This is a genomic window from Mycobacterium sp. GA-2829 (assembly GCF_001499965.1).
GTDB lineage: Bacteria > Actinomycetota > Actinomycetes > Mycobacteriales > Mycobacteriaceae > Mycobacterium.
The window spans coordinates 16,705-42,019 of the sequence record NZ_LQIT01000034.1; the positions used below are offsets into that span (position 1 = coordinate 16,705).

Annotated in this window: 23 protein-coding genes; 6 read left to right on the forward strand and 17 right to left on the reverse strand. The window is 65.5% G+C overall.

The window, feature by feature from the left end; translation table 11 throughout:
- Nucleotides 1-1,008 carry a hypothetical protein gene (locus tag AU194_RS19725; RefSeq protein ID WP_059090952.1) on the reverse strand — a complete coding sequence of 336 codons (1,008 nt, stop codon included), beginning with the start codon at nt 1,006-1,008 and terminating at the stop codon, nt 1-3.
- Between the two features lie 174 nt (nt 1,009-1,182).
- Here AU194_RS19725 and AU194_RS31330 point away from each other — a divergent pair, with 174 nt between their 5' ends.
- The 5 genes from AU194_RS31330 (at nt 1,183) to AU194_RS19750 (ending at nt 7,600) form a co-directional block, all read left to right on the forward strand.
- Nucleotides 1,183-1,866 carry a TetR/AcrR family transcriptional regulator gene (locus AU194_RS31330; RefSeq protein WP_157576268.1) on the forward strand — a complete coding sequence of 228 codons (684 nt, stop codon included), beginning with the start codon at nt 1,183-1,185 and terminating at the stop codon, nt 1,864-1,866.
- A 91-nt stretch (nt 1,867-1,957) separates the two neighbouring features.
- Complete coding sequence (locus tag AU194_RS19735; protein WP_059090954.1) at nt 1,958-2,812, forward strand: NAD(P)-dependent oxidoreductase; 855 nt, start codon at nt 1,958-1,960, stop codon at nt 2,810-2,812.
- Between the two features lie 308 nt (nt 2,813-3,120).
- Entirely contained in the window at nt 3,121-4,539 is a 1,419-nt protein-coding gene (locus AU194_RS19740) for a wax ester/triacylglycerol synthase family O-acyltransferase (protein ID WP_059090955.1), read from the forward strand.
- Nucleotides 4,536-6,164, forward strand: a complete 1,629-nt coding sequence (locus AU194_RS19745) for an AMP-binding protein (RefSeq protein WP_059090956.1) — start codon at nt 4,536-4,538, stop codon at nt 6,162-6,164. Before AU194_RS19740 ends, AU194_RS19745 begins: the two co-directional genes overlap by 4 nt.
- Nucleotides 6,164-7,600 carry a wax ester/triacylglycerol synthase family O-acyltransferase gene (locus AU194_RS19750; protein WP_082698718.1) on the forward strand — a complete coding sequence of 479 codons (1,437 nt, stop codon included), beginning with the start codon at nt 6,164-6,166 and terminating at the stop codon, nt 7,598-7,600. The genes AU194_RS19745 and AU194_RS19750 overlap by 1 nt, the downstream gene beginning before the upstream one ends.
- Before the next feature lie 58 nt (nt 7,601-7,658).
- Here AU194_RS19750 and AU194_RS19755 read toward each other — a convergent pair whose 3' ends face one another.
- The 16 genes from AU194_RS19755 to AU194_RS19830 form a co-directional block, all read right to left on the reverse strand.
- Complete coding sequence (locus AU194_RS19755; RefSeq protein ID WP_082698719.1) at nt 7,659-8,435, reverse strand: SDR family oxidoreductase; 777 nt, start codon at nt 8,433-8,435, stop codon at nt 7,659-7,661.
- A complete protein-coding gene (locus tag AU194_RS19760; RefSeq protein WP_059090959.1) occupies nt 8,432-9,232 on the reverse strand; it encodes an alpha/beta hydrolase fold domain-containing protein in 801 nt (266 codons plus the stop codon). The genes AU194_RS19755 and AU194_RS19760 overlap by 4 nt, the downstream gene beginning before the upstream one ends.
- 4 nt (nt 9,233-9,236) lie before the next feature.
- On the reverse strand, nt 9,237-10,811 hold the full coding sequence (locus AU194_RS19765; RefSeq protein ID WP_059090960.1) for an NAD(P)/FAD-dependent oxidoreductase: 1,575 nt from the start codon (nt 10,809-10,811) through the stop codon (nt 9,237-9,239).
- Between the two features lie 102 nt (nt 10,812-10,913).
- Nucleotides 10,914-12,191, reverse strand: a complete 1,278-nt coding sequence (locus AU194_RS19770; RefSeq protein WP_197417677.1) for an alpha/beta hydrolase — start codon at nt 12,189-12,191, stop codon at nt 10,914-10,916.
- Between the two features lie 56 nt (nt 12,192-12,247).
- Complete coding sequence (locus AU194_RS19775; RefSeq protein WP_197417678.1) at nt 12,248-13,342, reverse strand: LLM class flavin-dependent oxidoreductase; 1,095 nt, start codon at nt 13,340-13,342, stop codon at nt 12,248-12,250.
- A 76-nt stretch (nt 13,343-13,418) separates the two neighbouring features.
- Nucleotides 13,419-13,859: a lipoprotein LpqH gene (locus AU194_RS19780; protein ID WP_082698722.1), complete on the reverse strand. Its 441-nt coding sequence runs from the start codon at nt 13,857-13,859 to the stop codon at nt 13,419-13,421.
- Between the two features lie 46 nt (nt 13,860-13,905).
- Entirely contained in the window at nt 13,906-14,982 is a 1,077-nt protein-coding gene (locus tag AU194_RS19785; protein ID WP_231743489.1) for a hypothetical protein, read from the reverse strand.
- On the reverse strand, nt 14,955-16,427 hold the full coding sequence (locus tag AU194_RS19790; protein ID WP_059090965.1) for an aldehyde dehydrogenase family protein: 1,473 nt from the start codon (nt 16,425-16,427) through the stop codon (nt 14,955-14,957). The genes AU194_RS19785 and AU194_RS19790 overlap by 28 nt, the downstream gene beginning before the upstream one ends.
- Nucleotides 16,424-17,608, reverse strand: coding sequence for a cytochrome P450 (locus AU194_RS19795; RefSeq protein WP_059090966.1), 1,185 nt, complete (start codon nt 17,606-17,608; stop codon nt 16,424-16,426). The genes AU194_RS19790 and AU194_RS19795 overlap by 4 nt, the downstream gene beginning before the upstream one ends.
- Complete coding sequence (locus tag AU194_RS19800; RefSeq protein WP_059090967.1) at nt 17,601-17,804, reverse strand: ferredoxin; 204 nt, start codon at nt 17,802-17,804, stop codon at nt 17,601-17,603. The genes AU194_RS19795 and AU194_RS19800 overlap by 8 nt, the downstream gene beginning before the upstream one ends.
- On the reverse strand, nt 17,801-18,691 hold the full coding sequence (locus AU194_RS19805; RefSeq protein WP_231743490.1) for a 3-keto-5-aminohexanoate cleavage protein: 891 nt from the start codon (nt 18,689-18,691) through the stop codon (nt 17,801-17,803). Before AU194_RS19805 ends, AU194_RS19800 begins: the two co-directional genes overlap by 4 nt.
- A 7-nt stretch (nt 18,692-18,698) precedes the next feature.
- The gene (locus AU194_RS19810) at nt 18,699-19,337 is read right to left on the reverse strand and encodes a histidine phosphatase family protein (protein WP_059090969.1); all 639 of its coding nucleotides are present in this window, start codon (nt 19,335-19,337) and stop codon (nt 18,699-18,701) included.
- On the reverse strand, nt 19,334-20,515 hold the full coding sequence (locus tag AU194_RS19815; RefSeq protein WP_059090970.1) for a thiolase family protein: 1,182 nt from the start codon (nt 20,513-20,515) through the stop codon (nt 19,334-19,336). The genes AU194_RS19810 and AU194_RS19815 overlap by 4 nt, the downstream gene beginning before the upstream one ends.
- A complete protein-coding gene (locus AU194_RS19820; protein WP_059090971.1) occupies nt 20,512-20,925 on the reverse strand; it encodes a Zn-ribbon domain-containing OB-fold protein in 414 nt (137 codons plus the stop codon). Before AU194_RS19820 ends, AU194_RS19815 begins: the two co-directional genes overlap by 4 nt.
- The gene (locus AU194_RS19825; protein ID WP_059090972.1) at nt 20,922-21,929 is read right to left on the reverse strand and encodes a hypothetical protein; all 1,008 of its coding nucleotides are present in this window, start codon (nt 21,927-21,929) and stop codon (nt 20,922-20,924) included. The genes AU194_RS19820 and AU194_RS19825 overlap by 4 nt, the downstream gene beginning before the upstream one ends.
- A 12-nt stretch (nt 21,930-21,941) precedes the next feature.
- Complete coding sequence (locus tag AU194_RS19830) at nt 21,942-24,569, reverse strand: NAD-dependent epimerase/dehydratase family protein (RefSeq protein WP_059090973.1); 2,628 nt, start codon at nt 24,567-24,569, stop codon at nt 21,942-21,944.
- Nucleotides 24,570-24,732: 163 nt separating this feature from the next.
- On the opposite strand from AU194_RS19830, the gene AU194_RS19835 reads away from it, so the two are divergent.
- Nucleotides 24,733-25,302 (forward strand): LLM class flavin-dependent oxidoreductase, encoded by a 570-nt coding sequence (locus AU194_RS19835; protein ID WP_197417679.1) that lies wholly within the window; start codon nt 24,733-24,735, stop codon nt 25,300-25,302.
- Nucleotides 25,303-25,315 lie beyond the last annotated feature (13 nt).

Below are 25,315 nucleotides of genomic sequence, written 5' to 3' on the forward strand. Positions count from 1 at the left end.
TCAGCCGTTGGTGGCGTCGTCGAAGGAGGGCACCTTGCTCTCGCGGATCCGGTCACCGAAGGTTTCCAGCCAGCTGAAGCCCAGCCGCACCGTGCGATTGTCGCCGACTCGGCGGGTATGACCGGCTTGCGCACGATACCCACCCCACCGGGCCGCGGTGAATTCCGACAGCTTGCCGCCTTCTTCCAGATCGAAGGTCCACTCCTGGCCTGTCGAGGCCTTCCAATGCGCGCGCTGTGCCCAATCATCGTCGCCAAGGTCGATCCCGCCGGTGACGCCACTGTCCATGACGACCGCGCCGTTCTGGTCGCCCACACCCGCGAAATTGAAGCCGTTTCGACCCAGGCACAGATGCCCCCACTCGATCGTTCCGTCCTCGTACTCGTTGGCGAAGGCTTCCCACCCGAGCTGAAGATCTTTGAACACCCGGAATTCTTTCCAGTCGTACCCCGCGGGCCAGTAAGAATGGTCATAGAAGACGAAGCCCTCGACGTCGTCACCCAGGACCTTGCCGCCGACCTTGTACAACTCGCTGATGTAGAGGATCGGCTCCTTCTCGTCGGGCGCGAAGATCTGCACGCCGGGACCGACAAGTTTGCCGTCGAGGCTAAGGAGATCACCTTCCCGCCATTCGAACTCGCCAGGTGTCGCCTCGAAGCGGAAGGCTCCACCCGAGTCGCCCACCTTCTCCATCATCGCTCCGTGCAGCAGCACCCGATCGTCGGAGTACTCGCGTTTCACCTCTCCGCGCACGGTTTTTGCGGACACCGGTTCGATCGACACCGAGCCGCCGCGGGCATTCATCAGCCACAGCCCGGCCGTCATGGGCCCGATGAACTTACGTTCGAAGACGTGCAGAGTGCCGTCCGCTTCGCGCCACCCGCCGTAGAAGTACACCACCTGTTCGGTGAGGCCGAAGGGAGTGTTGAACGGGTGATGCACGCTCACGTCCGGCGCGTAGGGCGCGGTCAGCGCGCGGTGCTGAAACGACCCGATGTCTGATGCCATATCTGTTCCTTCGCTGTAGGGGGTTCCGGTCGGCGGGATCCGATACTGCTGAGCACCGTCAGCGACGTGCCGAAGTGACCTAGACCACCGCGAGCTTATTACCGACACATTGTGTTGGCAATAGTGTTCCGGGGTAATGTTGGGCCGTACTCCAGAACTCCTGAAGGGATTCCAGTGCCCGACACCGCGCACGGCGCCGACGAGTCCGGCACGGATGGGGCGGCGGGCACGGCCTCACGACCGCGCCGACGCCGCCCCGGCGGCGGCCGTCGCCGCGATCCGGCCATCGACGCCCGAGTGCTGCACGCAGCGCGGACAACATACGCGGAATTCGGTTGGGCCGGATTTCATTTCGATCGCGTCGCCAAAGTCGCGGAGGTAAGTCGCGACGTGCTCTATCGGCGCTATACCGACCGAGAGGCCCTCCTGATCGATGCGCTCGCCGATGCTGTTTTACCTACAGTCGGCGGCCCAGGATCGATCCGCGAACAGTTGATGCGGTACGCGCGCGACATCTATGCCTACTTCACGTCACCGGAAGGCATCGCGAGCCTGCGCATCCATCTCGAGGCGGCGCAATTCCCGGACCTGTACCGCACCTACCGCGCCCGAGTGGTCGACCCCAACTTCGACGTCAACATCACCGCCCTCGATGACGCGGTGCGCCAGGGGCAACTTCGCGAGATGGCCGATCCCGTCGCGATTCTCGAGTCCGTTGGCGGCGGCATCCTCATCCATGCGCTCTACAGCCAGCACGCCGGAGCCTCACGTGCGGCGGAACGCGTGAGTCCCGATCACCTCGAGTCCGTACTACGCAATTTCGTCGAACTGGCACTCGACGGCGACCCGGTTCAGTGACCGCGACAGCGACGCCATCCCGCCTCCCGCTACGGTACATAGGGTTAACCAGGTTGACCTGATTTGTTCGGGCGTGGAAGCAGAGGATCAAATGGGTACGAAACCCTTGTCGGGTAAGACCATGTTCATCTCGGGCGGAAGCCGTGGCATCGGCCTTGCCATCGCGAAAAAGGTGGCAGCCGACGGCGCGAACGTCGCGTTGCTGGCCAAGACTGCGGAACCACATCCACGACTCGAGGGCACGATCTACACGGCCGCAGAGGAAATCGAGTCCATCGGCGGACACGCCCTGCCCATCGTCGGTGACGTCCGCGATGGCGACTCGGTTGCGGCCGCCGTCGCCTCGGCGGTGGAACAGTTCGGTGGCATCGACATCTGCCTCAACAACGCCTCGGCGATCAACCTGGGGTCCATCGAGGAGGTGCCGCTGAAGCGGTTCGACCTGATGAACGGTATCCAGGTACGAGGCACCTACGCCTTGTCCCAGGCGTGCATCCCCCACATGAAGAGCCGTGAGAACCCCCACATCCTCACGCTCTCCCCACCGCTGCGGCTCGAAAACCACTGGCTCAAGCCCACCGCATACATGATGGCGAAATTCGGTATGACGTTGTGCGCATTGGGGATCGCTGAAGAGATGCGTAGCCACGGTATCGCGTCGAACACCCTGTGGCCCCGCACGACGGTGGCCACAGCCGCCGTGCGGAATCTGCTCGGTGGTGACGAGGTGATGGCGCGATCGCGCAAACCGGAGGTCTACGCCGACGCGGCCTACGCGGTACTGAGCAAGCCGGCACGTGAATACACCGGCCACACCCTGCTGTGCGAGGACGTGCTCGTCGAATCTGGCGTGCCGGATCTTTCGGCCTACGACTGTATTCCGGGCTCCGAGCTGGAGGTCGATCTGTGGGTGGACACCGTCAACCCGCCGGGCTATCGGCAATGAGCCATCCCGCCGCCGCACGGCAAGTGGTCAAATCAGCTGGTCGCTGATCGGCTGGCGGGAACGCTGCCGGGACACGGTCTTGGGGCTGACCCCTCAGCCGCGGCTCTCGCCGCGCGAACAGGCAAGCAGTCGCCCGCGTGGAACCCCGCCTGAGTGGTCGTTGCGACAGCGTCACGCGTATTCGAATGCTATAACCAGGTTGATGGTATCGTGTTGATCACACAAACCGATAGCGGTGATCCAGGTCACAACGAGGCGCTCCTGGGTGGGTGGCGCCGTCTCGCCGCACACTTCCGGAAGGACGAGTCATGGAGCGCCTCAGCGGCCTCGACGCGGGCTTCCTCGCGATGGAAACCGCGAACGCCCAGATGCACACACTGAAACTCGCGGTCTTCGGCCGGGACGACGGCCAACCGGTGGACACCGAGTGGTTCACCAGCATGCTCACCGAGCGGATAACGCTCGTGCCGTGCTACACCCAACGCATCGTGCGTACGCCGCTCGGCCTACATCGTCCGATACTGGTGCACGATCCGACGTTCGATCCCCGGCAGAACGTTCACGTGATCAAGGTCGAGGCGCCCGGGGGGCGACGGCAACGGGACGAGGCGATCGCCAGAGTGTGTGGCAGCGCACTCCGGCGCGATCGGCCGCTGTGGGAGGTGTGGTTGTTCGAGGGCTTGGCGCACGGCGAACTCGGCTGCCTTCTCAAGCTGCACCATGCGCTGGCCGACGGGCGCGTGGCCGCGAATCAGATACGAGTATTCAGCGACCCGTCGACGAAACCGCCGGCGCGGTCAACCTCACACGGGTCCCCTGGCCGGTCCGTGATCGCTTCCGCGCTGCTGGACCGCGCGGAGACGATGTCGGGGATCCCACGGCTGATCCGCGACACCGCGCGGAGCGGTCGCACGACGCGCAACATCCGCCGAGACAGCACGGTGAGTCCGCCGGGATTGCTGGCAGGTGGCCCGAGGACCCGCTTCCGTCGGCGGATGGATGCACAGCGCACGTTCGGAACGATCTCCGTCCCGCTGGCCGAGATCATCGCCACAGCGAAGGACCACCGAGTTACGGTCAACGACGTCCTGCTGGCCGCGGTCGGTGGCGCTGTCCGCACGTATCTCATCCGCAGAGGTGAGCTGCCGCGCCGTTCGCTGACCACCGGAATCCCCGTCGACACCTCGACGGCGGCCGACACCGGTGCCCTTCGCGGCAACAAATGGGCATACTTGGTCACCACGCTTGCGACAGACATCGGGGACCCTGCCGCGCGACTTCAGCAGATCCACCGAACCACCGCGGTCGCCAAGACACTCCACGCGGCGCGTGGCGACCTGCTCGAGAGATGGTGGGAGTGCGTGCCCATGTCGCTGGTCCGAAGTGTCGCGTCACTGGGTTCAAGGCTGGGCGTGCTACGACTGGCACCGCTGCCCACACTAGGCGTGTCCAATGTGAGGGGTCCGAGCGACCAAGTCGAGATCGGCCCTGCGTGCGTGAGGCAGTTCTACTCCGTAGGCCCGCTGATGGACGGCGTCGGACTGAACGTGACCGCCTGGAGTGTCGCGGGCCATTTTCATATCGCGCTGTGCAGCGCGATCAACATCGTCGAGGATCCCGAGGAGCTGCTGGACGCTCTTCACCACGAATTACGTGTGCTCCGCGATCCTGCCGACGAGCCCCACCGGACGCTGGCCGCTGTGTCCTCCCCGAGGCAGTCGGCATGACGGCGGGCCAGAGTCGAATCCACGAAGCGGTCGGCACCGCCCGCATCTTCTCGCGGGTCGGCGTGCTCCCCGTGGCGTGGCCGTGGACCTATGTGACGCTTGCGAGGGCAATGCGGCGCTACGGCCTATCGCCGGCGGCCACCTTCGCCGCGGCCGCTATTCGCAAGCCAGATCACGTCGCTGTCATCGACGAGCGCGAATCGCTGACCTGGTCGCAGGTGGTGACGCGGTCGTCGACGCTTGCTGCGCGGCTGGTCGAAAGGCATGGCGATTCATTAACCGTGGCGTTGATGGCGCGCAACTCGGTTCCCTTCGTGGAGGCGGTCGTCGGCTCGCTCATGGCGGGCGGTCGCGTTGTCCTGCTCAACACCGGCTTCGGTGCACCGCAGCTGGCAAGCGCCGTAGCCGGCGAGCGCAGCGATCTACTGATTGCCGATGCCGAGTTCGGCGAGCTGTTGGGCGACATCCCCGAGGAGCTTCCGAAACTCGTCGCCGCTACCGAGGCGGGTGCTTCGACGGACACCGTCGACGGCCTCATTGACTCGGCACCGGATGGGGCTCGGGTGTTGCCGAAGAGGCCCGGCCGGATGGTGCTCCTCACGTCCGGCACCAGTGGCGCGCCCAAGGGCGCGGAGCGGGGCGGGACATCATCGGGTGTCGCGACGTTGGCCGGCTTCTTCGATCGGATCCCGCTCTCGTCTGACGACGTCACCGTGATCGCCGCACCGATGTTCCATGCCTGGGGCTTCGCGGGGTTGACGCTGTCGTCGCTTCGCGCGAGCACCGTGGTGGTAAGTCGGCGTTTCGATCCGGAATCCGTTCTGGCGCAGGTGCATCGGCATCGAGCCACCACCATGTGGCTGGTGCCGGTGATGCTCGAGCGCATCATGGCACTCGATCCGGCTGTGCGGCGCAAATACGACCTCTCCAGCCTGCGTGTCGTGGCGTTGTCAGGATCGGCGGTCCGCCATGAGGCAGTGGTCGGATTCATGGACGAGTACGGCGACATCGTCTACAACAACTACTCGTCGACCGAAGTGGGCTGGGCGGCGATCGCAACGCCGCACGACCTGCGGTCCTGTCCCGGGACCGCAGGCAAGCCGCCACGCGGGACGGAACTGAAGATACTCGACGACCACAACCGCGCTGTGCGCGACGGCTCTACCGGCAGGATCTTCGTCCGCAACGACAGCCTGTTCGAGGGTTACACCGGCGGCGGAGGGAAGGCGGTCGTCGACGGGTACATGGAGACCGGCGACGTGGGACATCTCGACGTCACCGGACGCCTATACGTCGACGGCCGATCTGACGACATGATCGTGTCCGGCGGAGAGAACGTCTACCCGAGGGAGGTGGAGATGGTGATCCAAGAACACCCGTGCGTGGTCGACGTGGCCGTGGTCGGGGTGGCCGACGACCAGTTCGGGCAGCGCCTGGACGCGTTCGTGGTCGTCACCGACGACACCGACCCGGCGCGGGTCGCCGACACGCTATGCGGCCACGTGCGGGCAAATCTCGCCCGGCACAAGGTGCCGCGACATGTATATGTTGTCTCCGAACTGCCCCGCAACGCGGCCGGCAAGGTGGTCAAACGGGACCTGACCGCGATGGTGGGTGACGCCTGATGATGTATGAACGCCTCAGCGGGTTGGACGCTTTGTCTCTCCACATCGAGAGCGGCGCAATGTCCTCGCATGCCCTCGGCGTGCTTGTCTTGGATCCATCGACCGCACCCGGTGATTTCGGCGTAGAGGATGTCCTCCGCTCCCTCCGCGAAAGAGCGCCGGCCTCACCCGCCTTCCGGAAGCGGCTTATATCGAAGCCGTTCATGCTCGGGCAGCCGATATGGGCGGAAGACCCCCAGTTCGATGTGTCGCACCACATCCATCGCGCTTCGTTGCCCGCTCCCGGTGGTCACCCTGAACTATCTGACCTCGCCGCCGACATCGCCCGCTACCCACTGAGTCGGCGTCGCCCCCTATGGGAGGCCTGGGTGGTTGACGGATTGGCCGACGAGCGGCTGGGGTTGATCATCAAGGTGTCTCACGCACTGACCGACGGAGTCGGCGGTATCACGTCGCTGCTGCCGCAGTTGATGACCACCGACCCGCGGGAGGGCTTTTCGCTGGTCGCGGTGGATGCGCCGTCGACGGGGCTCCCGTCGGATCGCCAGGTCATCGGCGATCTTCTCCACGAGATAACGGAGAACACGCTCGCCGGCATCAAGTTGGTCGCCAAAGTGGCGCCTAGACTGGCCAGGTCGGCGGTGACCGGCGTCGCCGGTGCGCTGACCAATCCCACGCGACGCTCACGCAACTCGGACGAGGATGACACCGCCCGCGAACCAGCAAGCGGTGTGCCGCGCACGATCCTCAACGAACCGCTCACTGACCGCCGGAGTGTGGCGATGGGGACGGTGGCTCTCTCGGACATGAGGAAGATCGCCGAACACTTCGAAACCACGGTTAACGATGTTTACCTGGCCTGTCTGTCCTCGGCGCTCAGAGAGTGGCACCGCTGCCACGACCGCATACCCGATGGGCCCCTGGTCGGATTCATGCCGATCTCGACGCGCACAGAAGGTGACGATTCGCCGAACAGTTGGACCGTCGCACTGATCAAACTGCCCATGCAGGGCAGTGATACCACTCAACGCCTGCAAGCGATCACGTCCACCACTCGGCGTCTCAAGAAGTCTCGACGCTCGGCTTCGCCGGTGAACGCCGCCGACGTCACGCAACTGATACCCCCCTTGGTGGCCCGGACTGCTGCGACGGTGTATGTCGACTGCGAACTGGGGCGGCTGCATGCGCCGTTGTTCCACACACTGGCGTCGAACGTCCCTGGGCCGGCCGCCGATATCTACGTGGCCGGCGCTCTGGTCGAACGGATGCACGCCTGTGCCCCGTTGTTTGCGGGCGCGAATCTCAGCATCGTCGCGGTGTCGCACGGCGACCGATTCGATCTCGGCATCACCGCCTGCCCAGATAACGTGCCGGCGGTCGACGAGATTGCGACGTCATTCGAAGAGGCTGTCGGCGAACTCCTGGCGAAAGTCTGAGGCTCGAATGAGCTCGACACTCAGCGCCCGCGCCGATGCCGGTGCGAGCTGTGCTACCTCACTTCTGAGCGTATTCGCTGATCCGCCGTGTCGCGTACGCGAGCAGTCCGGGGGCGAACCGCCGCACTCTCCAGAGCACTTTCGTCGTGAGATCGGGAAAGACGAAGGCGCTCTGGCGACGCCGCCGCAGCGACGCGTCGACAGCGTCGACGACGGTTTCCGGCGCGGTGGTACGGGAGAGCTTGCGCATTCCGTCTAAGAGCCCGTTGGCGAAGATGCCGTCCAGCATGGGAGTCGCCACCGCGGACGGGCACACCACGCGAATCCTGATGCCCGTTCCGTACAACTCCATCGCGAGTGTCTCGGTGAAGCCGACGAGCGCGAACTTGGTGGCGACGTAAGCCCCCATTCCAGGGGTGGGCAGGAATCCGGCGAACGACGCGTACAGCACGAGGTCGCCCGAACGCTGCGCCCGCATATGGGGAACGACGGCCCGTACCCAGTGCACCGTGCCGAGGTAGTTCACGTTGGTGATGCGCTCGAAATCCGCGGCACTGACATCCACGATGGCGCCGGGAATGGCGATGCCCGCGGCGTTGACGAGACGGTCGACCGACCCGAAACGTTCGATCACTGCCGCGGTGAGCGCGCCGACCTGTTCAGGGTCGCTCACATCGCACGGCGACGGAAACACACCCGGTGTCTGCGCCAACTGGTCGAGTCGCTCGCCGGGCAGATCCACTGCGATCACCGTCCACCCGGCCGTCGCTTGCCGTTCGACGGACAGGCGGCCCATGCCACTGGCCGCGCCCGTTACCACCGCGACACGTGTCATCGCCGCGCAGCACCCGCCTCGGCCCAAACCCTACGAGCGTGTGCAGCAACGGAATCCAGTGCGTCATCGGCGCTCTGGAGGATGCCAGCGTACGCCTGGAAACCGTGCCAGACGCCCGTGAATGTTTGGTCAACCACCTCGACACCGAAGGATCGTGCGCGTTCGGCGAAGCGGACGCTGTCAGGCGTGCTCGGATCATCGTCCGAGATCTGCATCAGGATCAGTGGCAGTCCGGTCAGATCGGCCAAGAGAAGCTCACGCGCCGGATGGTCGGGTGTCGTACCGGCCAGGTAGCGCGCCGCCGCCACCGCGAGGAACTCCGGCGTCAACGCCGGATCGTTGTTCTCAACGGGATAATTGGGCGACAGATCGACCCACGGACACAGCATCGCCAGCATCCCGGGAGGTTCCAGGCCCGCCTCAATGGCCCGCAGGGCAAGCCCGACCGCGAGCCCGCCTCCTGCGGAGTCGCCGGTGACCACGACGTCGCTCGGCGCTATCCCCGACGCGACCAGCGCCTGAAAGGCGGCGAAGGCGTCGTCCTCAGCCGCCGGCCACGGATACTCGGGGGCGAGCCGGTAGTCGAGCACGTAGACGGGGCATCCGAGCCGCATGGCGACCTGCCCGCCGAGGCCTTGGTGCGATTTCGATGATCCGAAGACGTAAGCACCTCCGTGCAGGTGGATGGCCGCGCGGGTGAGGTCGGGGGCACCCCACGTCACGCGGCGTCCGGGCACGTTCCCCAGTGCGACGATTTCGACCGTGGACCCCTTCGGCGGCGGCAGGACCTTCGCCAACTGGTCAGTGGCGAACCTCTGCAGCCGCAGCGGTGTTCGCGCGTCGAGCAGCGGACGCCCGCTTAGCCTCGTGATCGCCCTCATGGTGTTGGCCGACAATCTCGGCATTGAATCCTCCTGCGCTGTCATAGATGAGTTCGTACTCGTCCAGGTCGGGTTCGCGGAGCTCATTCGTGTGTTCGTCGACTGCGAAAGGCCACAATTCGATCCGCCCGTCACCGTCCAGGTACCAGCTGTTGCAGTCGCCGGTTGCCCACACGGTCGTCGCGATGGCGGCTGCGATCCGCGCCTCGAACCGATCGGTGGCCGCCACGGTCGGATGCAGTGCGCGCGCGCCGGCAAGGGTCGCCTTCTGCAGCGCGCGCACCAGGAACGCCGCCTGCGCTTCGGCCACCGTGGCGATCGAACTGTTGGCCAGCGGACTGTACGGGCCGGTTGTCAGGAAGAGATTTGGGAATCCGGGGACCATGACGCTGCGATGGGCGCGTGCGCCGTTGCTCCACGCCTCGTCAAGGGATTCACCGTCGATGCCGCGGACGTTCATCGGGCGCATGTAGGCGTGCGCGTCGAAGCCCGTCGCATAGACGATGACGTCGAGTTCGTGAAGTACGCCGTCGCCGGTGATGATGCCACGGTTCACGATCCGCTCGATGCGGTCCGTGATGAGCGCGGCATTCGGACGCTGGATCGCCCTGTAGTACCCACCGGAGAGAATCGTGCGCTTGCACAGGATCTCATAGTCAGGCGTCAGGCGTTTGCGCAGATCCCTGTCGCGGACGGTACGAAGGCCGTGGTGCGCGGCGAGCTTGAACAGTTTGCGCATGACTCCGTCGTAGCGCGCCGCGTTGCCCAGCGGGACGAACAGCTTCGTGTAGCGACTATGTCGACGCCGCGCGATGGCCGGAACGCGCTTATGGAGTTCGACGCTTCGCCGACTGTAGCGGAGGTTGGGGAACGGGATGATCCACTGCGGGGTGCGCTGGAAGTGCACCACACGCGTGCCCGACTCGGACAATGCCGTGACGATCTGGACGCCGGTCGACCCGGCGCCGATGACGCCGACGCGCAGTCCGGACACGTCGAGACCTTCAGGCCAACGGGCGGAGTGAAAGGACCGGCCTGCGAAGTCGCCCATGCCCGCGATGGTTGGCAGCGTCGGGTGGTGGAGGTAGCCGGTGGCGAGCACGACGGCGTCGTGCCGCCGCGTGCTTCCATCGGCGAGTGTCAGGGTCCATGCCCCGTCGTGCCAGTCGGCGCCCGTGACCTCCGCGCGATACTGAATGAGGTCGGAAACACCGAAAGTTCGCGCGGTATCGCTCAGGTAGCGGTGAATGTTCTTCGCGTCGGCGAACAGGGTTGGTGATGTGCTATTGGGAGCAAACGAGTAGCAGTACATGCGCGCTGGTGCGTCGCAGTACAGGCCGGGATACCGGTTGTCACGCCACGTACCGCCGAGATCGTCGGCCTTTTCGTAGACGGCGATGTCGCGACATCCGGCGTGTCGCAAATACATCGCGGCGGCGAGTCCGGACAGACCGGCGCCGACGATACCGACGGAGTGGGGTACCACCAGGCTCATCACGGACTCCTAACTCCAAATTCATGACGGCGGGGAGGCCCCGACACGTCAAGATGTCGATGTGAGTGCCTTCTCACCTCCGCCATGATGCGGATCAGCGAGTCAAGCTGAGGCCGGCGGTCCACCGCCATGCCTGCGGTGAATCGTCGTGAGGAACCGATCGACGGCGGCGACGGTCGCCGCCGTGCGGACGCTGGGCACTGCCTCCCACATATGTTGTGCCCCAGGCAGTTCGGCGAATACGACCGGTTGGCCGGACACCTTGCGAAGTTCCTCTGCGAAGGTACGTGCGGTCGAAGGCGGGGTGAGAGTGTCGATTGAGCCGTGCAGTACGAAGAACGGCGGCGCATCCTCCCGGATCCAGTGGATCGGCGATCCCTCGTTCCACAGACTGGGAGCCCTCTCGGGCGAGGCCCCCATCACGATCTTGGTGAGGAACAATCTCTGCTCCGGAGGCGCCTTGTCGCTTCGGTCGAGCAGGTCGTAGACGCCGTAGAACGGGACCGCCGCCGTCACCGAGGTATCCGCGTCTTCGAAGCCGGGCTGGAACACCGGCTCGTTCGGGGTGAGGGCGGCCAGCGCAGTCAGGTGTCCTCCCGCCGAACCGCCGGTCAATGCCACGAAATTCGGATCCCCGCCGTAGTCGGCGATCTCGCGTTTGACCCAAGCCAAAGCGCGCTTGACGTCGACGATGTGAGCCGGCCAGCGCGCGGCCGGCGCCAGGGAATAGTTGATCGCCACACACACCCAGCCCCGCTCGGCCATGTGCGCCATGAGCGGATAGCCCTGCCCGCGCTTACTGCCGGCAACCCAGGCGCTTCCGTGAATCTGGACGAGAACGGGCGCCCGGCCATCGCGCGGCAGGTCTTCGCGATGCCAGATGTCCAGGTTGTTTCTGACGCCCGCCGTCCCGTACGACAAGTCGGCGTGCCGCAGATACCGGCGACGCTCGCTGAACCTGGGGAACCACGTGTCCTGCAGCCGCATGGGTGTGTCCTGTCGAACGGCCTCCGGGAGCGTCGCTTTGTAGTCTGAGCCGAGTGCACCACTCAACGCCTGGTCGAGGACGGCGGCAGTAGCCAGGCCCCGGCGACGCGCACGGCAGAGTCCGAACCACGAGGTCGCCACGGCCGTGAGCGCCCACCGTCCCCGTCGCCGACGTATCGCGCGAGGCCCCACCATCAACGCGGTCGCGGCTTCACCGGCCATCAGATGAAGAGGAAACTCACTGGCGAACAGGCTGATTGAGGCCAGCGGCACCACGGACCCCGCGGACGACAGACGCGGCAGGATGCGCCGGAGCACACGATCGACCGTCGTCGAGTTCCCAACGGCCGCAGCTAGTGCACTGAGCGCGGCCAACGCGATCGCGGAGGCCACTGCCCGCTCTCCATTACGCGATGTTCGTGTGAGCGCTTTGGTACGACGCGAAATCATCATCCGCCTTCGGGGAGGGCCTGCAGTTCGGTGACGAGAAATTCGATGTTGTCCTTGGCGCGCTCGGCCAGTGCCGGCTCTATACGTCCGCTGTAGTCCACGATGGACGCATAGGTCAGGCCGGACATGGCGTACTCCGCCAGCGTCTCGGCGACCTGTTCGCGAGTCCCAACGAAGAACGCGAGATCACCGACGGCCTCTGGTGGAACCTCGTCCACTGCGGCATTCAACTCGTCTGCGGTTGCACGTCCTGGCGCCGCGTGTCGGGCGTAACCCCAGTCGTCGCCCAGCGGGTGCACGTAACCTCTCGCGCGCCACTGCACGCCTCGGTCGGCGCCGAGCAGCATCGTGTAGAAGCGGGCGACTCGGCTCTCGCACAACTCGCGCAGTGTCGCTTGATCTTCGGCGATCAGGCACAGGGCCACACCCGCCACGTCGATCCGTTCGATGCCGCGTCCGCAATCCTTCGTCGCTGCCCGGAATTGCTCGACGTCATGCCGAAAGCCGGGCACTCCCCCTCGATGTCGTTTGAGGCTCGTCAGCATGCCGTCGGCGCACCCGCCGAGCACCTCCCACGGCGGACCCGGTGTCGACCACACCGGCGGCGGACGATCCCCGTACGGGCGGATCGGCATCCGACCGCCGTCCAACCGCCAATACTCGCCGTCGACGTGCACCGGTGCGCCGTCCGAGTCCAGGAGCGCCCGGAGGCAGCGCAGGCTGTCGATCTGCCTGCCCAGTGCGCCCTTTCGGGAATAGCCGTAGCCGGCGAGCTGTTTCACCTCGCCTGCCCCGAGCGCTAGCACGACGCGCCCCTTGGTGGCATGATCCAACGTCAGCAGCGTTTGAGCCAGCACCGCAGGTCCACGACGCACGGTGTCGTAAGCGCTGACCACCAGCTCGATGCCGTTCGTGGCCTGCCCTGCAGCGGAAATCACCGGTGCGGGATCCGGGAAGCCCATACCGATGCGATCACTACCGAGGCGTCGTCCGGTCACCGCCTCGAGTACTTCCGGGTCGTAGTAGCCCTGCATCTGACTGGTGAAGAAGCTGGCGCGATGTCCTCGACGCTCGGCGGCGACGGTCGCCGACACACACACGTCGAAGGTCTCGAAGTGCAGATTCGGTGTCCCGCACTTCATCGGACCGGCGACGGTTGAGCCCAGTGCGTCAGCACGCGACGCTGATCCGGAAGTCGCTCATCTTGGACAAGCTCGGTTCACGGGTGGCGTAACCCCTGGCGTCGCCGTCGATCTTGATCGTCCCGCCGACCACGCTGGACTCGGCCGTCCCTTGCAGCCCTTCCCAGAAACTGCCCGTGAATCCACCGACATCGCGGATGATCAACGACTTGGCGGCTACCCCGCTGGCGTTGTCGAGCGTGATATCGATTCCGTTCGCCGGGCTCCCGATGGCGATTTTCGTCAGGGTGTTGCCCAAGGCCTGACACTTCACGGCGGTCTCGGTCAACTCGGGCTCCGAAGCCACGACCACCGTCGCGGTTCCGGGCTGCAGTGCGCCGGCGGGCAGTGGAGGCGGGCCTTCTTCGGACGAACACGCGACAACGCTTAGCAGGACCGCGCAGGCCGGTACGCACAGATGGCTGCGCATTGGACGACTCCTCTCAAAGTGACGTCTATGCGACGTGCTCGGTCCATCAGCGAGCGGCCGACAGCAGTTCGTCAACCGATCCGACGTTTTCTTCACGGAAGCGCTCCATGAACGACTCCCCCCACGAAAAGGCGACTTTGACGTCGCGGTCGTCGCCGTGGCGTGAAATCCGGCCGGCCTGAGCGCGGTAACCGCCCCACCGAGCCGCCGAGAACTGCGACATCTGACCACCCGGCTCCAATTCGAACACCCACGTACGGCCATCATGTGCCTGGTACCCGATCCGCTGTGCCCAGTCCGCGGGGTCGGGGTCGACGCCGCCGGCAGTGTCCACGTCCATCACCAGGGGACCGTTCTCGTCAGCCACCGCAACGAAGTTGAACCTCTGCCGGCCGATCGCGACCTGTCCCCATTCGACGTGACCGTCGGCGAATTCGGTGGCGAAGGCCGACCACGACAGCTGAGTGCCGTTGAAGATCTGGTATTCCTTCCAGTCCCGGCCGTGCGGCCAGTACCCGTGGTCCAGGAATACGAACCCTTCGACATCCTCGCCAAGGACCGAACCACTGACCTTGTATAGCTCACTGGTGTAGAAGAACGGCTCATTGTGGTCGACGGACGCTATCTGGATGCCGGGGCCGACCAGGGCGCCGTCGAGCTGGAGAATGGTGCCCTCGCGCCAGTGCATCGCGCTCGGCGTCAGCCGGTAGTCAAGTCCCTCTTCCGGTGCGCCACCGGCCTTTCCGAGCAACGAGCCGTGCAAGTGATGCTCGGTGGCCGAATACTCCCGCTTCACTTCGCCGCGGACCGTCTGCAGGGACTCGGGCGCCAGCGTCACCTTGCCCGATCGGTTGGTCATCATCCAGAGACCGGCCGTCATCGGCCCGCAGAACTTTCGTTCAACGATGTGCAGTGCGCCGGACTGGTCGCGCCACCCACCGTAGAGGTACATCGACTCCTCGGTCAGCCCCAGGGGCCGCGCGGTCGGCAGGTGCACAGCCAGGTCCGGCTGGTAACAGCTGACGGACGTGGCGAAATCGAGATCGCCGACCACGGGCGCTGAAGTCATCTCGTGTATCTCCTCAGATGTCTCTTTTATCGAGCGGACGTCGGGATCTGCCAAGCGACGTACTTCACGGTGGTGTACTCGAGCAGGCCTTCCCAGCCGACTTCGCGCCCGACCCCGGACTGCTTGTATCCGCCGAAAGGTGCTTCGTTACTGGACGCGGTGGCGTTGACGCGCACCTGCCCCGCACGGATGCGGCTCGCCACCCGCAACCCGAGCGTCGTGTCAGCTGTCCACACCGCGCCGACCAGCCCGTAAGGACTGTCGTTCGCGATCCGCACCCCTTCATCGGGGTCGCCGCTGTACCGGATGACAGCGATGACGGGTCCAAAGACCTCCTCGCGAGCCACCGTCATGTCATTCGTGACGTCGGTCAAAAGCGTTGGCTGCACGTAAAATCCGCCATCCGGGACGCCGTCGGCTCGTCGACCTCCGAACGCGATACGCGCGCCTTCGGCGGCGGCGGCATCGACAGTGGCTTCGATGCGGTCCCGGGCTACCGCCGAGATGACCGGGCCCATCACGGTCGACGGGTCATCGGCCGGCCCCACCCGCACCTGACGCATGGCTTCCGTCAATGCGTCGACCACACTGTCGTGCAACGCATCCGGAACGAGGACTCTGGTCAGTAGCCCACATCCCTGACCGGCAAGGGTGACGAACCGCATCACTGCCGCGACCAGCGACGGCACGTCGGCATCGGGAAGCGCCAGCAGGGCTGACTTCCCGCCGAGCTCCAACAGGGTGTGCTTGAGGGTGGCGGCAGCCGATTGGGCGATGGCACGGCCGACCTCCGATGAGCCGGTGAACGCCACCATGTCCACGCGCGGGTCGGCCACCAGGGCCTGGCCGACTTCGGCACCGCCGGTCACCACGTTGAGCACCCCTGCGGGCACTCCAGCTTGCGCTGCCAGTTCGCCGAGCAGCAGTGCGCAGCTGGGCGCTTCGGGTGCCGGCTTCAGCACCATGGTGTTACCGGTCGCCAGCGCCGGTGCCACCTTCCACAGGTTGAGCAGGTGTGGGGCGTTCCACGGGGTGATGGCGGCAACCACCCCCCACGGCTCGCGGACCACGCGCTGGCCGGTGACGGGCGGGCCGGGCAGCTGCGGGAGAGTCCGACCCAGTTCAGAACACGCCTTCGCCACCATGTCCCGGTAATGGTCCATCGGGCGGATGACCTGGCCCGGCCCGGCCACCCGGCGGCATGTGCCCACCTCGGTCTCGACGAAGTGGGTGAAGTCCTCGGTGTGCGCTTCGACGAGGTCGGCCAGCCGAATCAAAACTCGGCCACGTTGCTCAGCCGACATTCCGGACCAGTCGCCGCCGTCGAACGCGCGACGCGCCGCAGCGAGTGCCGCATCCGCGTGCGCCGGACCGCCGAGCGGCACAGTGCGCGCCACCTCACCCGTCGAGGGATTCACGACGTCGAACGTCGCGCCGACATCCGCGATCAGGTCACCGTCGATGAGCAGACGGGTGCCGACCGTGTCGAGCGACGTCACTGCGGCGCCCCTGCGGTGAAGACGACGGGCATGCGCTTGACGCCCCGCATCATCAACGGACCGTGCGGTTCGTAGGTGTAGTCGTCGGCCAGTGCCAGGTCGGGGAGTCGGTCCAGCAGCACCTCGAGCACGATGGTGGCCTCGAGACGCGCCAACGAAGATCCGATGCAGAAGTGCTCGCCGAAGCCGAACGTCTGGTGATTTCGGTTGCGCGCGGCAGGGCGGTCCATGTCCCACTCGTAGGGGCGCACGAGCCCTTCAAGGCTGCGGTTCGCGTGCCCGACCGCGTTGCACACCAGCGAACCCGCCGCGATGGTGGTTCCGGCGAGTTCGACGTCGACCGCCGCCTTCCGAGGCACCCAGTACAGCGGCGGGTCGTAGCGCAGTGTCTCCTCGACGACGTTCGGGATGAGCGTTCGATCGGCCTGGAGCCGCTCCCATCGGGACCGAGCCGCAAGCAGCTGATGCAGCATCGACCCGATGAGATTGGCCGTGGTGTCCGTTCCCGCGAGAATCAGCATCCGCACCAGCGCGACCAATTCATCAGTGCTGAGCCGGTCTTCGCCGTCATGGACCTGGATCAGGTGACTCAGCAGGTCGTCGCCGGGGGCGTCACGCCGCTGGTCGATGATGTGCAGGACATAAGCGCGGAGGTCGGGATCAGACGCTGCGTAGCCGGTGGAACCCGGACCGGCGGCGGTGATCGCATCGTCCGCCCACTGGACGAACTGCGAGCGATCGCCGGCCGGGATGCCGACCAGTTCGGCGATCACCATGGCCGGCAACAGGAACGCGAACTCCGCACACATGTCCGCGGTGCCGCGGGCGATGAAGCGGTCGATCAGTTCGTGGGCGATGGCGTAGGTCGGGCCCTCGAGCTTCTTGACCGCCCGCGGCGTGAACGCCTTGACGACGAGCTTGCGCATTCGCGTGTGCTCGTCACCGTCGAGGTGCACCAGGCTGGGTTGGGTGCCGGGCTTCGGCGGGCGCAACTCGCTGCGGAACGACGCCGAATCCTTGAAGACGGTCGCCACATTCGCAGCGCCGGTGATGACCACCGCACCGCCAGGAGCGCGTACCACCGGGCAACGTGCAGCGGCCTCGCCGAGCGGCGTATAAGGATCCTCGACGGGCGTGAAGGGATCGAACTGCGCCGCGGTGTCGGCGTTTTGTTCAGGCATCTGTGTCCTCGCTGACGGAGATCGCGGATTCAGGGCAAGCCTCGGCACCAGCCACGGCCTGCTTCAGTTGGTCACCCTCAACGAAGGGTTTCAGGACAACGCAGAAACCCTCCTCATCGGGTTCGTAGACGTCTGGTCCGTGGGCGTAGCACTGCCCATGGCCCATGCAACGCTCCGAGTCGACAGCTACCTTCATGGCGCCGCCGCTGCCACCGCCGGCGCTCCCACTCGGGCGCGCAGGTCGGCTTGTGTGGCCGGAGTCAAGCCCCGCTTCGTGATCAGGTCGACCGCGCGGTCGACCATCTCCGCATTGGTCGCGGTCGGGTACGCCCACGGGCAGTCGCCTACCCCCACGCGGATTCCCAGCCCGCGGTCGAGCGCTCGTTCCCAGAGCCGTTCGCACCTCTCGACCGAGCTCATCGCATAGGGCACAACGACGGTCTCATGGTCGATGTCGTCGGGGATGCGCGAGATGAGGAAGTCGATCACATCTGGGTCGGGGTCGTTGTTAGACACCCATCGATCCGAGAAGAACAGCTTGATGTTCAGCGGCTGGCGGAGCACGCCGATACGGGCGGCCAGCGCCACCCAGCGCATGTCCGCAGCGTTGAACACCGCGATGTTCGGCACCAGCCCGAGGTCAGCGAACCGGTCCAACTCCGGCGGGTACGGTGGGTTGGAGTTGTTGGGATCGTCGGGACCGAAACTCACTACGCCGAAACGGTTTTCGTCCTCAAGCCACAGCACACGCTTGATGTGCTGCACGGGATCGAACGGCGTCAACAGGAGCCTCGTCCCGGTCGGCGGGCGCTCCGCCAGAGCCCAGATGTGGTCGAGGCTGCCGTGGTAGCTTGGATATGCCAGCGGGTCTACGTCACGAGCGGCCGTCGAGAGAACCGCACGCGAGACCTCATCGTCGACCCAGGCCTGCTTACCGTCGTCGTATCGGGCATGGAAGTGCACCACGGTGGCGCCGTGCTGGATGCACTCGACGACATTCCGCGCGGTCTCCTCGGCGCCGTACGGCACGTGGGGATTGTCGTCTTTGCTGACCACTTCGTTGACGCCGACCTCGAGGTACACCTTGCCCTCATCGCGGAAGCTCATTGTGCTCCTCCTGTTGTGTCGTCAGCCGCTCGATGTGCTGAAGCTCGTTGTAAGTACGCAATTTCCATTGGCCGTCGGAGTCAACGGCGATGCGCGTGAGAGAGCCGTAATGCGGTTCGGTGAGTGGCACGCGCGTGCCGCCGAGGGCCCGTTCGACGCAGGTCCTGATGACGCCACCGTGACAGAACACTGCGGCGATACCGGAGGAGGTTGTCACAGCGATTCGTTCCACTGCAGCGATCGCGGCTCGACGGAAGTCGGCGAGGGGACCTGCCATGTCGGGTTGTGCCATCAATTCCCGCCATCGGTCCAAGCGAGGGTCGCCCTCGGCGATCATGTCCTCGATCGGGATGTAGAAGTCCGCCCCGTTGTCGAACTCGGCCAAGTCGTCGTCGACAGCGGCCCGAAGGCCGAGTTTCTCTGCGGTGGGCGCGGCGGTCTGACGCGCGCGTTGCATATGGCTGCTCGCGATGGTGCGAACCGGCAGGTTGACCAGCACCTCGGCAACGGCTCTCGCCTGGGCGAATCCGGCCTCGGTGAGTCCGGGATCCGGGTTGGCAACGCTTTCGATCCGGTTCGGAAGACCGTGCCGGATCAGCACCACTTCGACGGACCCGCTCATCGGCGCACCAGCAATGCCGCGCCCGCGGTGGGTCCACCGCCGACTCCGACGGCCACCGTGTTGGGCTCGCCCGCCTGCCGGTCGCCGCCGCGGCCCGCCAACTGCACACATGCCTCGTACAGCAGGCCGCAGCCGTGCAGCCGACCGCCCGACAGTTGACCGCCGCCGGTGTTCAGCGGAAGTGGTCCGTCGAGTGCGATCTGCTTGCCCGCCGAGAGAAACGGGCCTGACTCGCCCTTCCCGCAGAAGCCCAGAGCCTCGAGCCACATCAAAGGTAGGAAGGAAAAGCCGTCGTAGAGCTGAACCTGGTCGACGTCGGCGGCGGTGAGGTCACTGCGCTCCCAGAGGTGTGCGGCGGCGTCCCATGCCGCCATCTCGGTCCAGTCGGGCCACTGATCCCACAGTGGTCGGTGCCGCATCGCCCAGCCGATCGACTCGATGCCGATGGAGGGGTGCGGCCCGTCGTCGGCGGTATCGACGTGGGATACCACGAATGCGACGGATCCGTCGCACGGAACGTCGCAGTCGTACATGCCGAATGGCGTCGAGATTATCCGCGCACCGAAGTAGTCCTCGAGCGTCATCGGTGTGCGGTACACCGCGTTGGGATTGCCGCTTGCGTTCTGCCGGTTGTTGACGGCGATCGTGCCCAGATGCTCTCGGTTGGTGCCGAATTCATGCATGTGCCGTTGCGCGTACAGAGCGATCCAGTTGACCGGCGAATGGGCGTCGAAGGGCGCCAGCCACCTTCGGAATCCCGACACCGCGGCATCGGCCCCACCGGCCAGTGCCGCGGCCCGCCCGGCGGCGCCTTGGGCGGACGCTTCTCCGACAGTGCGGTATACGAGGACATGACGGGCGAGCCCGGTAGCGACCGCGAGAACCGCCGAGAAGAAGCCGCCGAGTTGACCTCCCTCGGGCCCCCCGTACTTCCAGTTCGTGGATAGCCCCAGAGCTGCGTGGACTTCGTCAGCGCCCGGCCCGGAAAGTCCGGGGGTGTCGAATCCTCCTCCGGGGAAGGTGGCCAGCCCGTCGATCTCATCGCGCGAGACGCCGGCGTCGGCAAGCGCGGCCAGGCATGCGTCGACGGTCAGAGCCATCTCACTGACTGGTAGTCGCCGCCCCACCGTGGAGGACCCGAAGCCTCGGATCACCGCATGCTGCTCCGGACGTGTCATCGTCTGCTCCCTTCTGCGGACGTGAAGAGCGGGGCGAAAAGTTCATCGCTCAGCGCCTCGAACATGACACGCACCCGCATTCCGATCGCGACGTCATCGACGGGGGTGCCGACGATACGACTGACGAACCGCAGACCGGGTTGTTCGTCGAGTTCGACCACGATGACCGCATACGGTTCGGTCAGATGCGGCAGCCACGGCTGGTGATTGACCGTGAACGAGTACACGGTGCCGTTCCCACTGACGGGTTCGTAGGCCACGTCACGTGACAAACAGCGGTGGCACACCGGATTCGGTGGGTGTTGCCAACGTGAACAGGGCCGGCAGCGCTGCATGCGCAGCGTGCCGTCGGTTCCCGACTGCCAGAACTCCAGCTCATCGGGAGTGGGTGCCGGCCGAACGCGCGTCATCGACCGATAATCCGCCCAGTCGTCTCCCAGGCATTGATGGCGGGCGGGAAGAATTCGTTGTACGAGTGGTAGACCACCGGTGTCCGCGTTTCACCCGCGCGGCGAAGATATCCCTCGGAAGAGCGGTAGAAATCATGCCCGGAGGCCTGGTCAGGTAGTTCACCGTCATCGACGGCCGACCACTCCCAGTCGACACCGTCGACCTCGTAGTACATGTGCTCTGGGAACGTGTCGGGCTTGTACTTGATGTCACGCGCGGCGACATCTGAGGTGCAGTGCAGCACCTCGCCGTCGCCGGTGGCGATGAGCGCGAAGTTGAATCCGTTCGCGCCGTAGCAGATGTGTCCCATCTCGACCGACCCGTCCGAGAACTCGGTGCCGAACGGCGTCCAGGCGAGCTCGACGCCTTTGAAGAAGTCACTGTTGCGCCACGTGACCCCCGGCGGCAGATAACACTGATCCAGCCAGAGGAAGCCTTCGGCGGGGTTGCCGAACGCGGTGCCGGAGACGCGGTGCTGCAGCGAGGTGTAGAACAACGGTGTCGGACCGCTGGGGACGTATACCTGCATGCCGGGGCCGATGCGCCGGCCGCTGAACTGCAGTTCCTCGCCCTCGTGGTAGGTCAGTTCCGCATCGGTACGGCTGAATTCGAACGGTTGCCCGGTGGCGTATCCGGGCTCCGCGGGCTTGCTTCGCATGCGATAGACGTCATCGGCGACGGTGGTTACAACCGGACCGCGGAAAAACTCTCGGCCCTCCGGCATCGCGACCTTGCGCAACGCCCCATCCCGAGATTCGTTGCACGTGAAGTGCATTGATCCCTCGAGACCGAGCACTGTGCGGTATGCGAAGTGCAGCTTGCCGTCGGCGTCGCGGAAGTTCAAGTAGAACCACGTGCACGACAGTGACAAACCGAAGTAGGTGCGCGTCGGATCGCCGTCGGCGGCGGCGGGCTCGTAGGTCCCGACAATGGTGCGATGTCCGTAATCGCCCTTCGTTGACATGGTTGCGCGCTCCTAACGCTCGTTGTGTTCGTCGTCGATGATGCGCACCGCGCCTGCGGTGCCGTCGACCTCTACCAGTTGGCCGTTGGTCAATCTCTGTGTCGCCGTCGCGGTGTTCACGACGGCGGGAATGCCGAATTCCCGGGCCACGATGGCGGCGTGTGACATCGGCCCGCCCACGTTCGTGACGATCGCCGCCGCGCAGCCGAAGAACGGTGTCCAACCCGTGTCGGTCACATTGGCGACCAGCACCTCCCCCGGCTCGAAGTCGTCATCCGGGTGCGAGAGAATGCGGACGGGCCCGCGCGCCACTCCCGGTGACACGGCTTGACCGGTGATCAGGTCGTCGCGCACCGCGCTGACGTCTTCCGGTGTCCAGGGTTGGGTGAAGTGCACGGGATAGTCGAGCGCAGCCAGACGCGCCCGCTCGGCCCGGCGGCGTGTCACCAGATCCTTCGAATCGACCGGTGGGTAGTAGATCTCGTCCATTGACAGATAGTGGACGTCATCCGCAGACGTCAGCGTGCCCCGTGCGGCGAGCCGCCGGCCCCATTCTCGGAGCGCCAGCCGCAACTCATAGGTGATGCGCATGGAGACGTCGCGCCCGTGCTCGCGGCGCTCCATGGCGCCCACCGCCAGCCGTGTGAGCGCTCGAGCCAGAGGTGAGCGGGACTCCGCAGCCGGCGCAGGGGCCGCAGTGCGTATGCTGCCAACGACCGCGCGCAGCAGCAACTCCGGAGCATCGGCGAACACCGGGTTGCTCAACTCCGTCTCCCCGGGACCGCGATGCCCGCAATCGGCGACCAACTGATCGAACTTGGCGGCGAACGCGGGGGCGTCGCTGCGCAACTTGTCCAGGACGACCTCACGTGGACTGTTCTCGATGAGTACGCGGAGGTGGGCGTCGGCGGCGAGGACGTCGGCCAGTTCACGCACTCCGCGCAGCAACGCGGCGCTACGCAGGTTTTGCGTGCCCGCACGAACGTTCATCGCGGCGCGCTCGCCGTACCGCTGCGTGATCAGATTCATGGGAAGACTCACCATGAAGGTGTTCATGTTGTTGAGGTCCCACGCGCGGACGACGAGGTCGCAGACCAATTCGATGCGCGACAACAACTGCTCGTCGGTGAGCGCGGCCAGATCGCCTCTTTCGGCGATCAACTTGTTGGCACGCCGCTCCATGTCCGCCACCTCGCGGCCCAGGCCTGCGATCTGAGGACCGCCCTTGAGTGCGGCTTTCAGCCCGGCCACGGCGTCGTTCACGGTCAACGGCGGATGACGGTAGCCCTCCGGCAGCGGGGTGCCGTTCATCTGCAATTCGAAGCTCTCGGGCGTCTGGCCCGGTACGACCTCGGCGAGCCTCTTCATCACTGTCATGTTGTTGTACAGGCGATGCCCGATGGTGCCGACCTGTTTGGTGCTCACCGTGGTGATGAGGTCACGATCCATCGGAAAAAGGTGGTCGAGCATGTTGGCGCCGCTGAACAGGATGCGGTTGGCCAAGCCGAGCGAGAATGGCGTCATCGGCCCTGGGAAGGCCTCCGACAGATTCGCCGCGCTCCACTCCGGCAGCTGCGGATCAGCTGTCTTACTGTCGAACTCGCCCGTGTACTCGGGCGGCATGATCCGCGTGGCAGCGCCGTTGGAACCCGATGTCACCCGTGGGTACACCGTAGGCACGGCCAGCCGGATCGGCTTGCGAACGGACCGGGTTCCGACGGTCCACATGCTCGAGGACCAGTCGGTCATGTCTGCCACGGCGTCGGCTGAGGAGTAGGCGCACGTGAAGCCGAATTCCTCGCGCAACCGGCGTGTGTCACCCTTCGGATAGTGCAGGAACAGGTCGATGAGGTCGGGTACCGAACTGAATCGCTCGGCCTTCCCCAGTACACCGGCGACAGTCTTCGCGAACTGCTCGCCGGAGTTCACGACGGGACGTCCCACGATGCGGGCCATCTCGGTGAATGTCAGGGCATCGTCGGCGTTGAGGTTGACGGTGCCGGTCGGTCCGCCAAGTGCGGCTTGGGCACAGAACCGGCCGACGTCGTCTACGTGGATCAGCTGCATACGCGCCTCGGGTCCGGGCGTGACGACGACCGGCTGACGGAAGATGTTGGCCGGCGCGCTCCAGGAGGAACGTCCGACGATGACGGTCGGCCGGACGTTGACCGCCTCCACACCGGACTCGACGATCATCTTCTCCGCGCGGACCTTGTTGCGCTCGTAGTGAAACGACGCGGCGGGACGGGGGGTCTCGTCCTCGGTGAAGGGCTGCGGGTGATCGGCGTGACCTCCGTACACGGTGATCGAGGACGCGAACACCATGCGGCGACAGTCGTGCTCCGACATTGCCCGCAGCAAATTGGTGGTGCCGCCGATATCGATGCCCTCAGCGACCTCGGCGCTCTGCATGGCCGACACCGTCCACGCGAAATGGACGATCGCGTCGCAACCGGCGACAGCGCGGGACACCCCGGCCGCGTCTTGAATGTCGGCGGCCACGTACTCGACTCCCGCGATCGGAACCGCGGGGGTCCGGCGGGCCAGCACGACGACGTCGGCCCCTATGCGCTTGAGCCACTTGACGGTCGCCGCGCCGGCTGCACCGGTGCCTCCAGTGACCAGAACTCGTCCCGTCATCTCACCTTCGCAATCTCACCCAGCACGAATAAAGCTAACCTGGTTATATGTTATTCCGACTGTGGCATGAAGCACAACCTTAGCCTCTGACCGAGATTACGTGACGCAATCCGTCCGGAAAGCGTGCGGCCGGTACCTGCCATGCCCTGGTTATACGATTACCGTGACGGAGGTCACTCACCACTCGGCGGCACGCAATGTCTCGAAAGAATCCATCGTTGATGTCGGCGTCTACGGACGTTTCAGCCCGCCAGTGCAGGACGCGGTCGAGTTCTCGGCATCGTGCGAGCAGATCGGCCTCGACCTCGTCGCGTTCACCGACCAGATCGCCGGCAACCTCCCGAACGAGGTGTGGGCGGAAACCGCGGCGGGCAAATACCTTCGGCGGCAACACAACTACCTTGACGCGTCAACCGTCATGGCGCTACCGGCCGCGGCGACGTCGCGCATCGAACCTCTATCTGGGCGCATCGATGTCGTACGGAACGTGCCGTCGAGGCTCGCGCAGACGTTCGTCACGCTGAGTCACGCCGCGCAGGGGCGAGCCTGGTTCGCACTCGGCGCGTCGGATCAAGAACCTCACCGAGTTCGGACACTCGCGGATGGGATCCGCAGCCACCCTCGTTGGCTGAAGAGCTCTGCCAACCTCGACCGCTTCACCAAGGCGTTGAGGGGCGTAGAGCCGGGCTCCAGCGCTCAGGTTTGGCTTGGCGGCGGGCAGGAAACGACGTGACGCTACGTGTCGC

What these genes read in the sequence shown, in the direction of transcription:
- AU194_RS19725 (WP_059090952.1), bottom strand. Translation starts at nt 1,008, where the DNA reads ATGGCATCAGACATCGGGTCGTTTCAGCACCGCGCGCTGACCGCGCCC.
- AU194_RS19735 (WP_059090954.1), top strand. Translation starts at nt 1,958, where the DNA reads ATGGGTACGAAACCCTTGTCGGGTAAGACCATGTTCATCTCGGGCGGA.
- AU194_RS19740 (WP_059090955.1), top strand. Translation starts at nt 3,121, where the DNA reads ATGGAGCGCCTCAGCGGCCTCGACGCGGGCTTCCTCGCGATGGAAACC.
- AU194_RS19745 (WP_059090956.1), top strand. Translation starts at nt 4,536, where the DNA reads ATGACGGCGGGCCAGAGTCGAATCCACGAAGCGGTCGGCACCGCCCGC.
- AU194_RS19750 (WP_082698718.1), top strand. Translation starts at nt 6,164, where the DNA reads ATGATGTATGAACGCCTCAGCGGGTTGGACGCTTTGTCTCTCCACATC.
- AU194_RS19755 (WP_082698719.1), bottom strand. Translation starts at nt 8,435, where the DNA reads ATGACACGTGTCGCGGTGGTAACGGGCGCGGCCAGTGGCATGGGCCGC.
- AU194_RS19765 (WP_059090960.1), bottom strand. Translation starts at nt 10,811, where the DNA reads ATGAGCCTGGTGGTACCCCACTCCGTCGGTATCGTCGGCGCCGGTCTG.
- AU194_RS19780 (WP_082698722.1), bottom strand. Translation starts at nt 13,859, where the DNA reads ATGCGCAGCCATCTGTGCGTACCGGCCTGCGCGGTCCTGCTAAGCGTT.
- AU194_RS19795 (WP_059090966.1), bottom strand. Translation starts at nt 17,608, where the DNA reads ATGCCTGAACAAAACGCCGACACCGCGGCGCAGTTCGATCCCTTCACG.
- AU194_RS19800 (WP_059090967.1), bottom strand. Translation starts at nt 17,804, where the DNA reads ATGAAGGTAGCTGTCGACTCGGAGCGTTGCATGGGCCATGGGCAGTGC.
- AU194_RS19810 (WP_059090969.1), bottom strand. Translation starts at nt 19,337, where the DNA reads ATGAGCGGGTCCGTCGAAGTGGTGCTGATCCGGCACGGTCTTCCGAAC.
- AU194_RS19815 (WP_059090970.1), bottom strand. Translation starts at nt 20,515, where the DNA reads ATGACACGTCCGGAGCAGCATGCGGTGATCCGAGGCTTCGGGTCCTCC.
- AU194_RS19820 (WP_059090971.1), bottom strand. Translation starts at nt 20,925, where the DNA reads ATGACGCGCGTTCGGCCGGCACCCACTCCCGATGAGCTGGAGTTCTGG.
- AU194_RS19825 (WP_059090972.1), bottom strand. Translation starts at nt 21,929, where the DNA reads ATGTCAACGAAGGGCGATTACGGACATCGCACCATTGTCGGGACCTAC.
- AU194_RS19830 (WP_059090973.1), bottom strand. Translation starts at nt 24,569, where the DNA reads ATGACGGGACGAGTTCTGGTCACTGGAGGCACCGGTGCAGCCGGCGCG.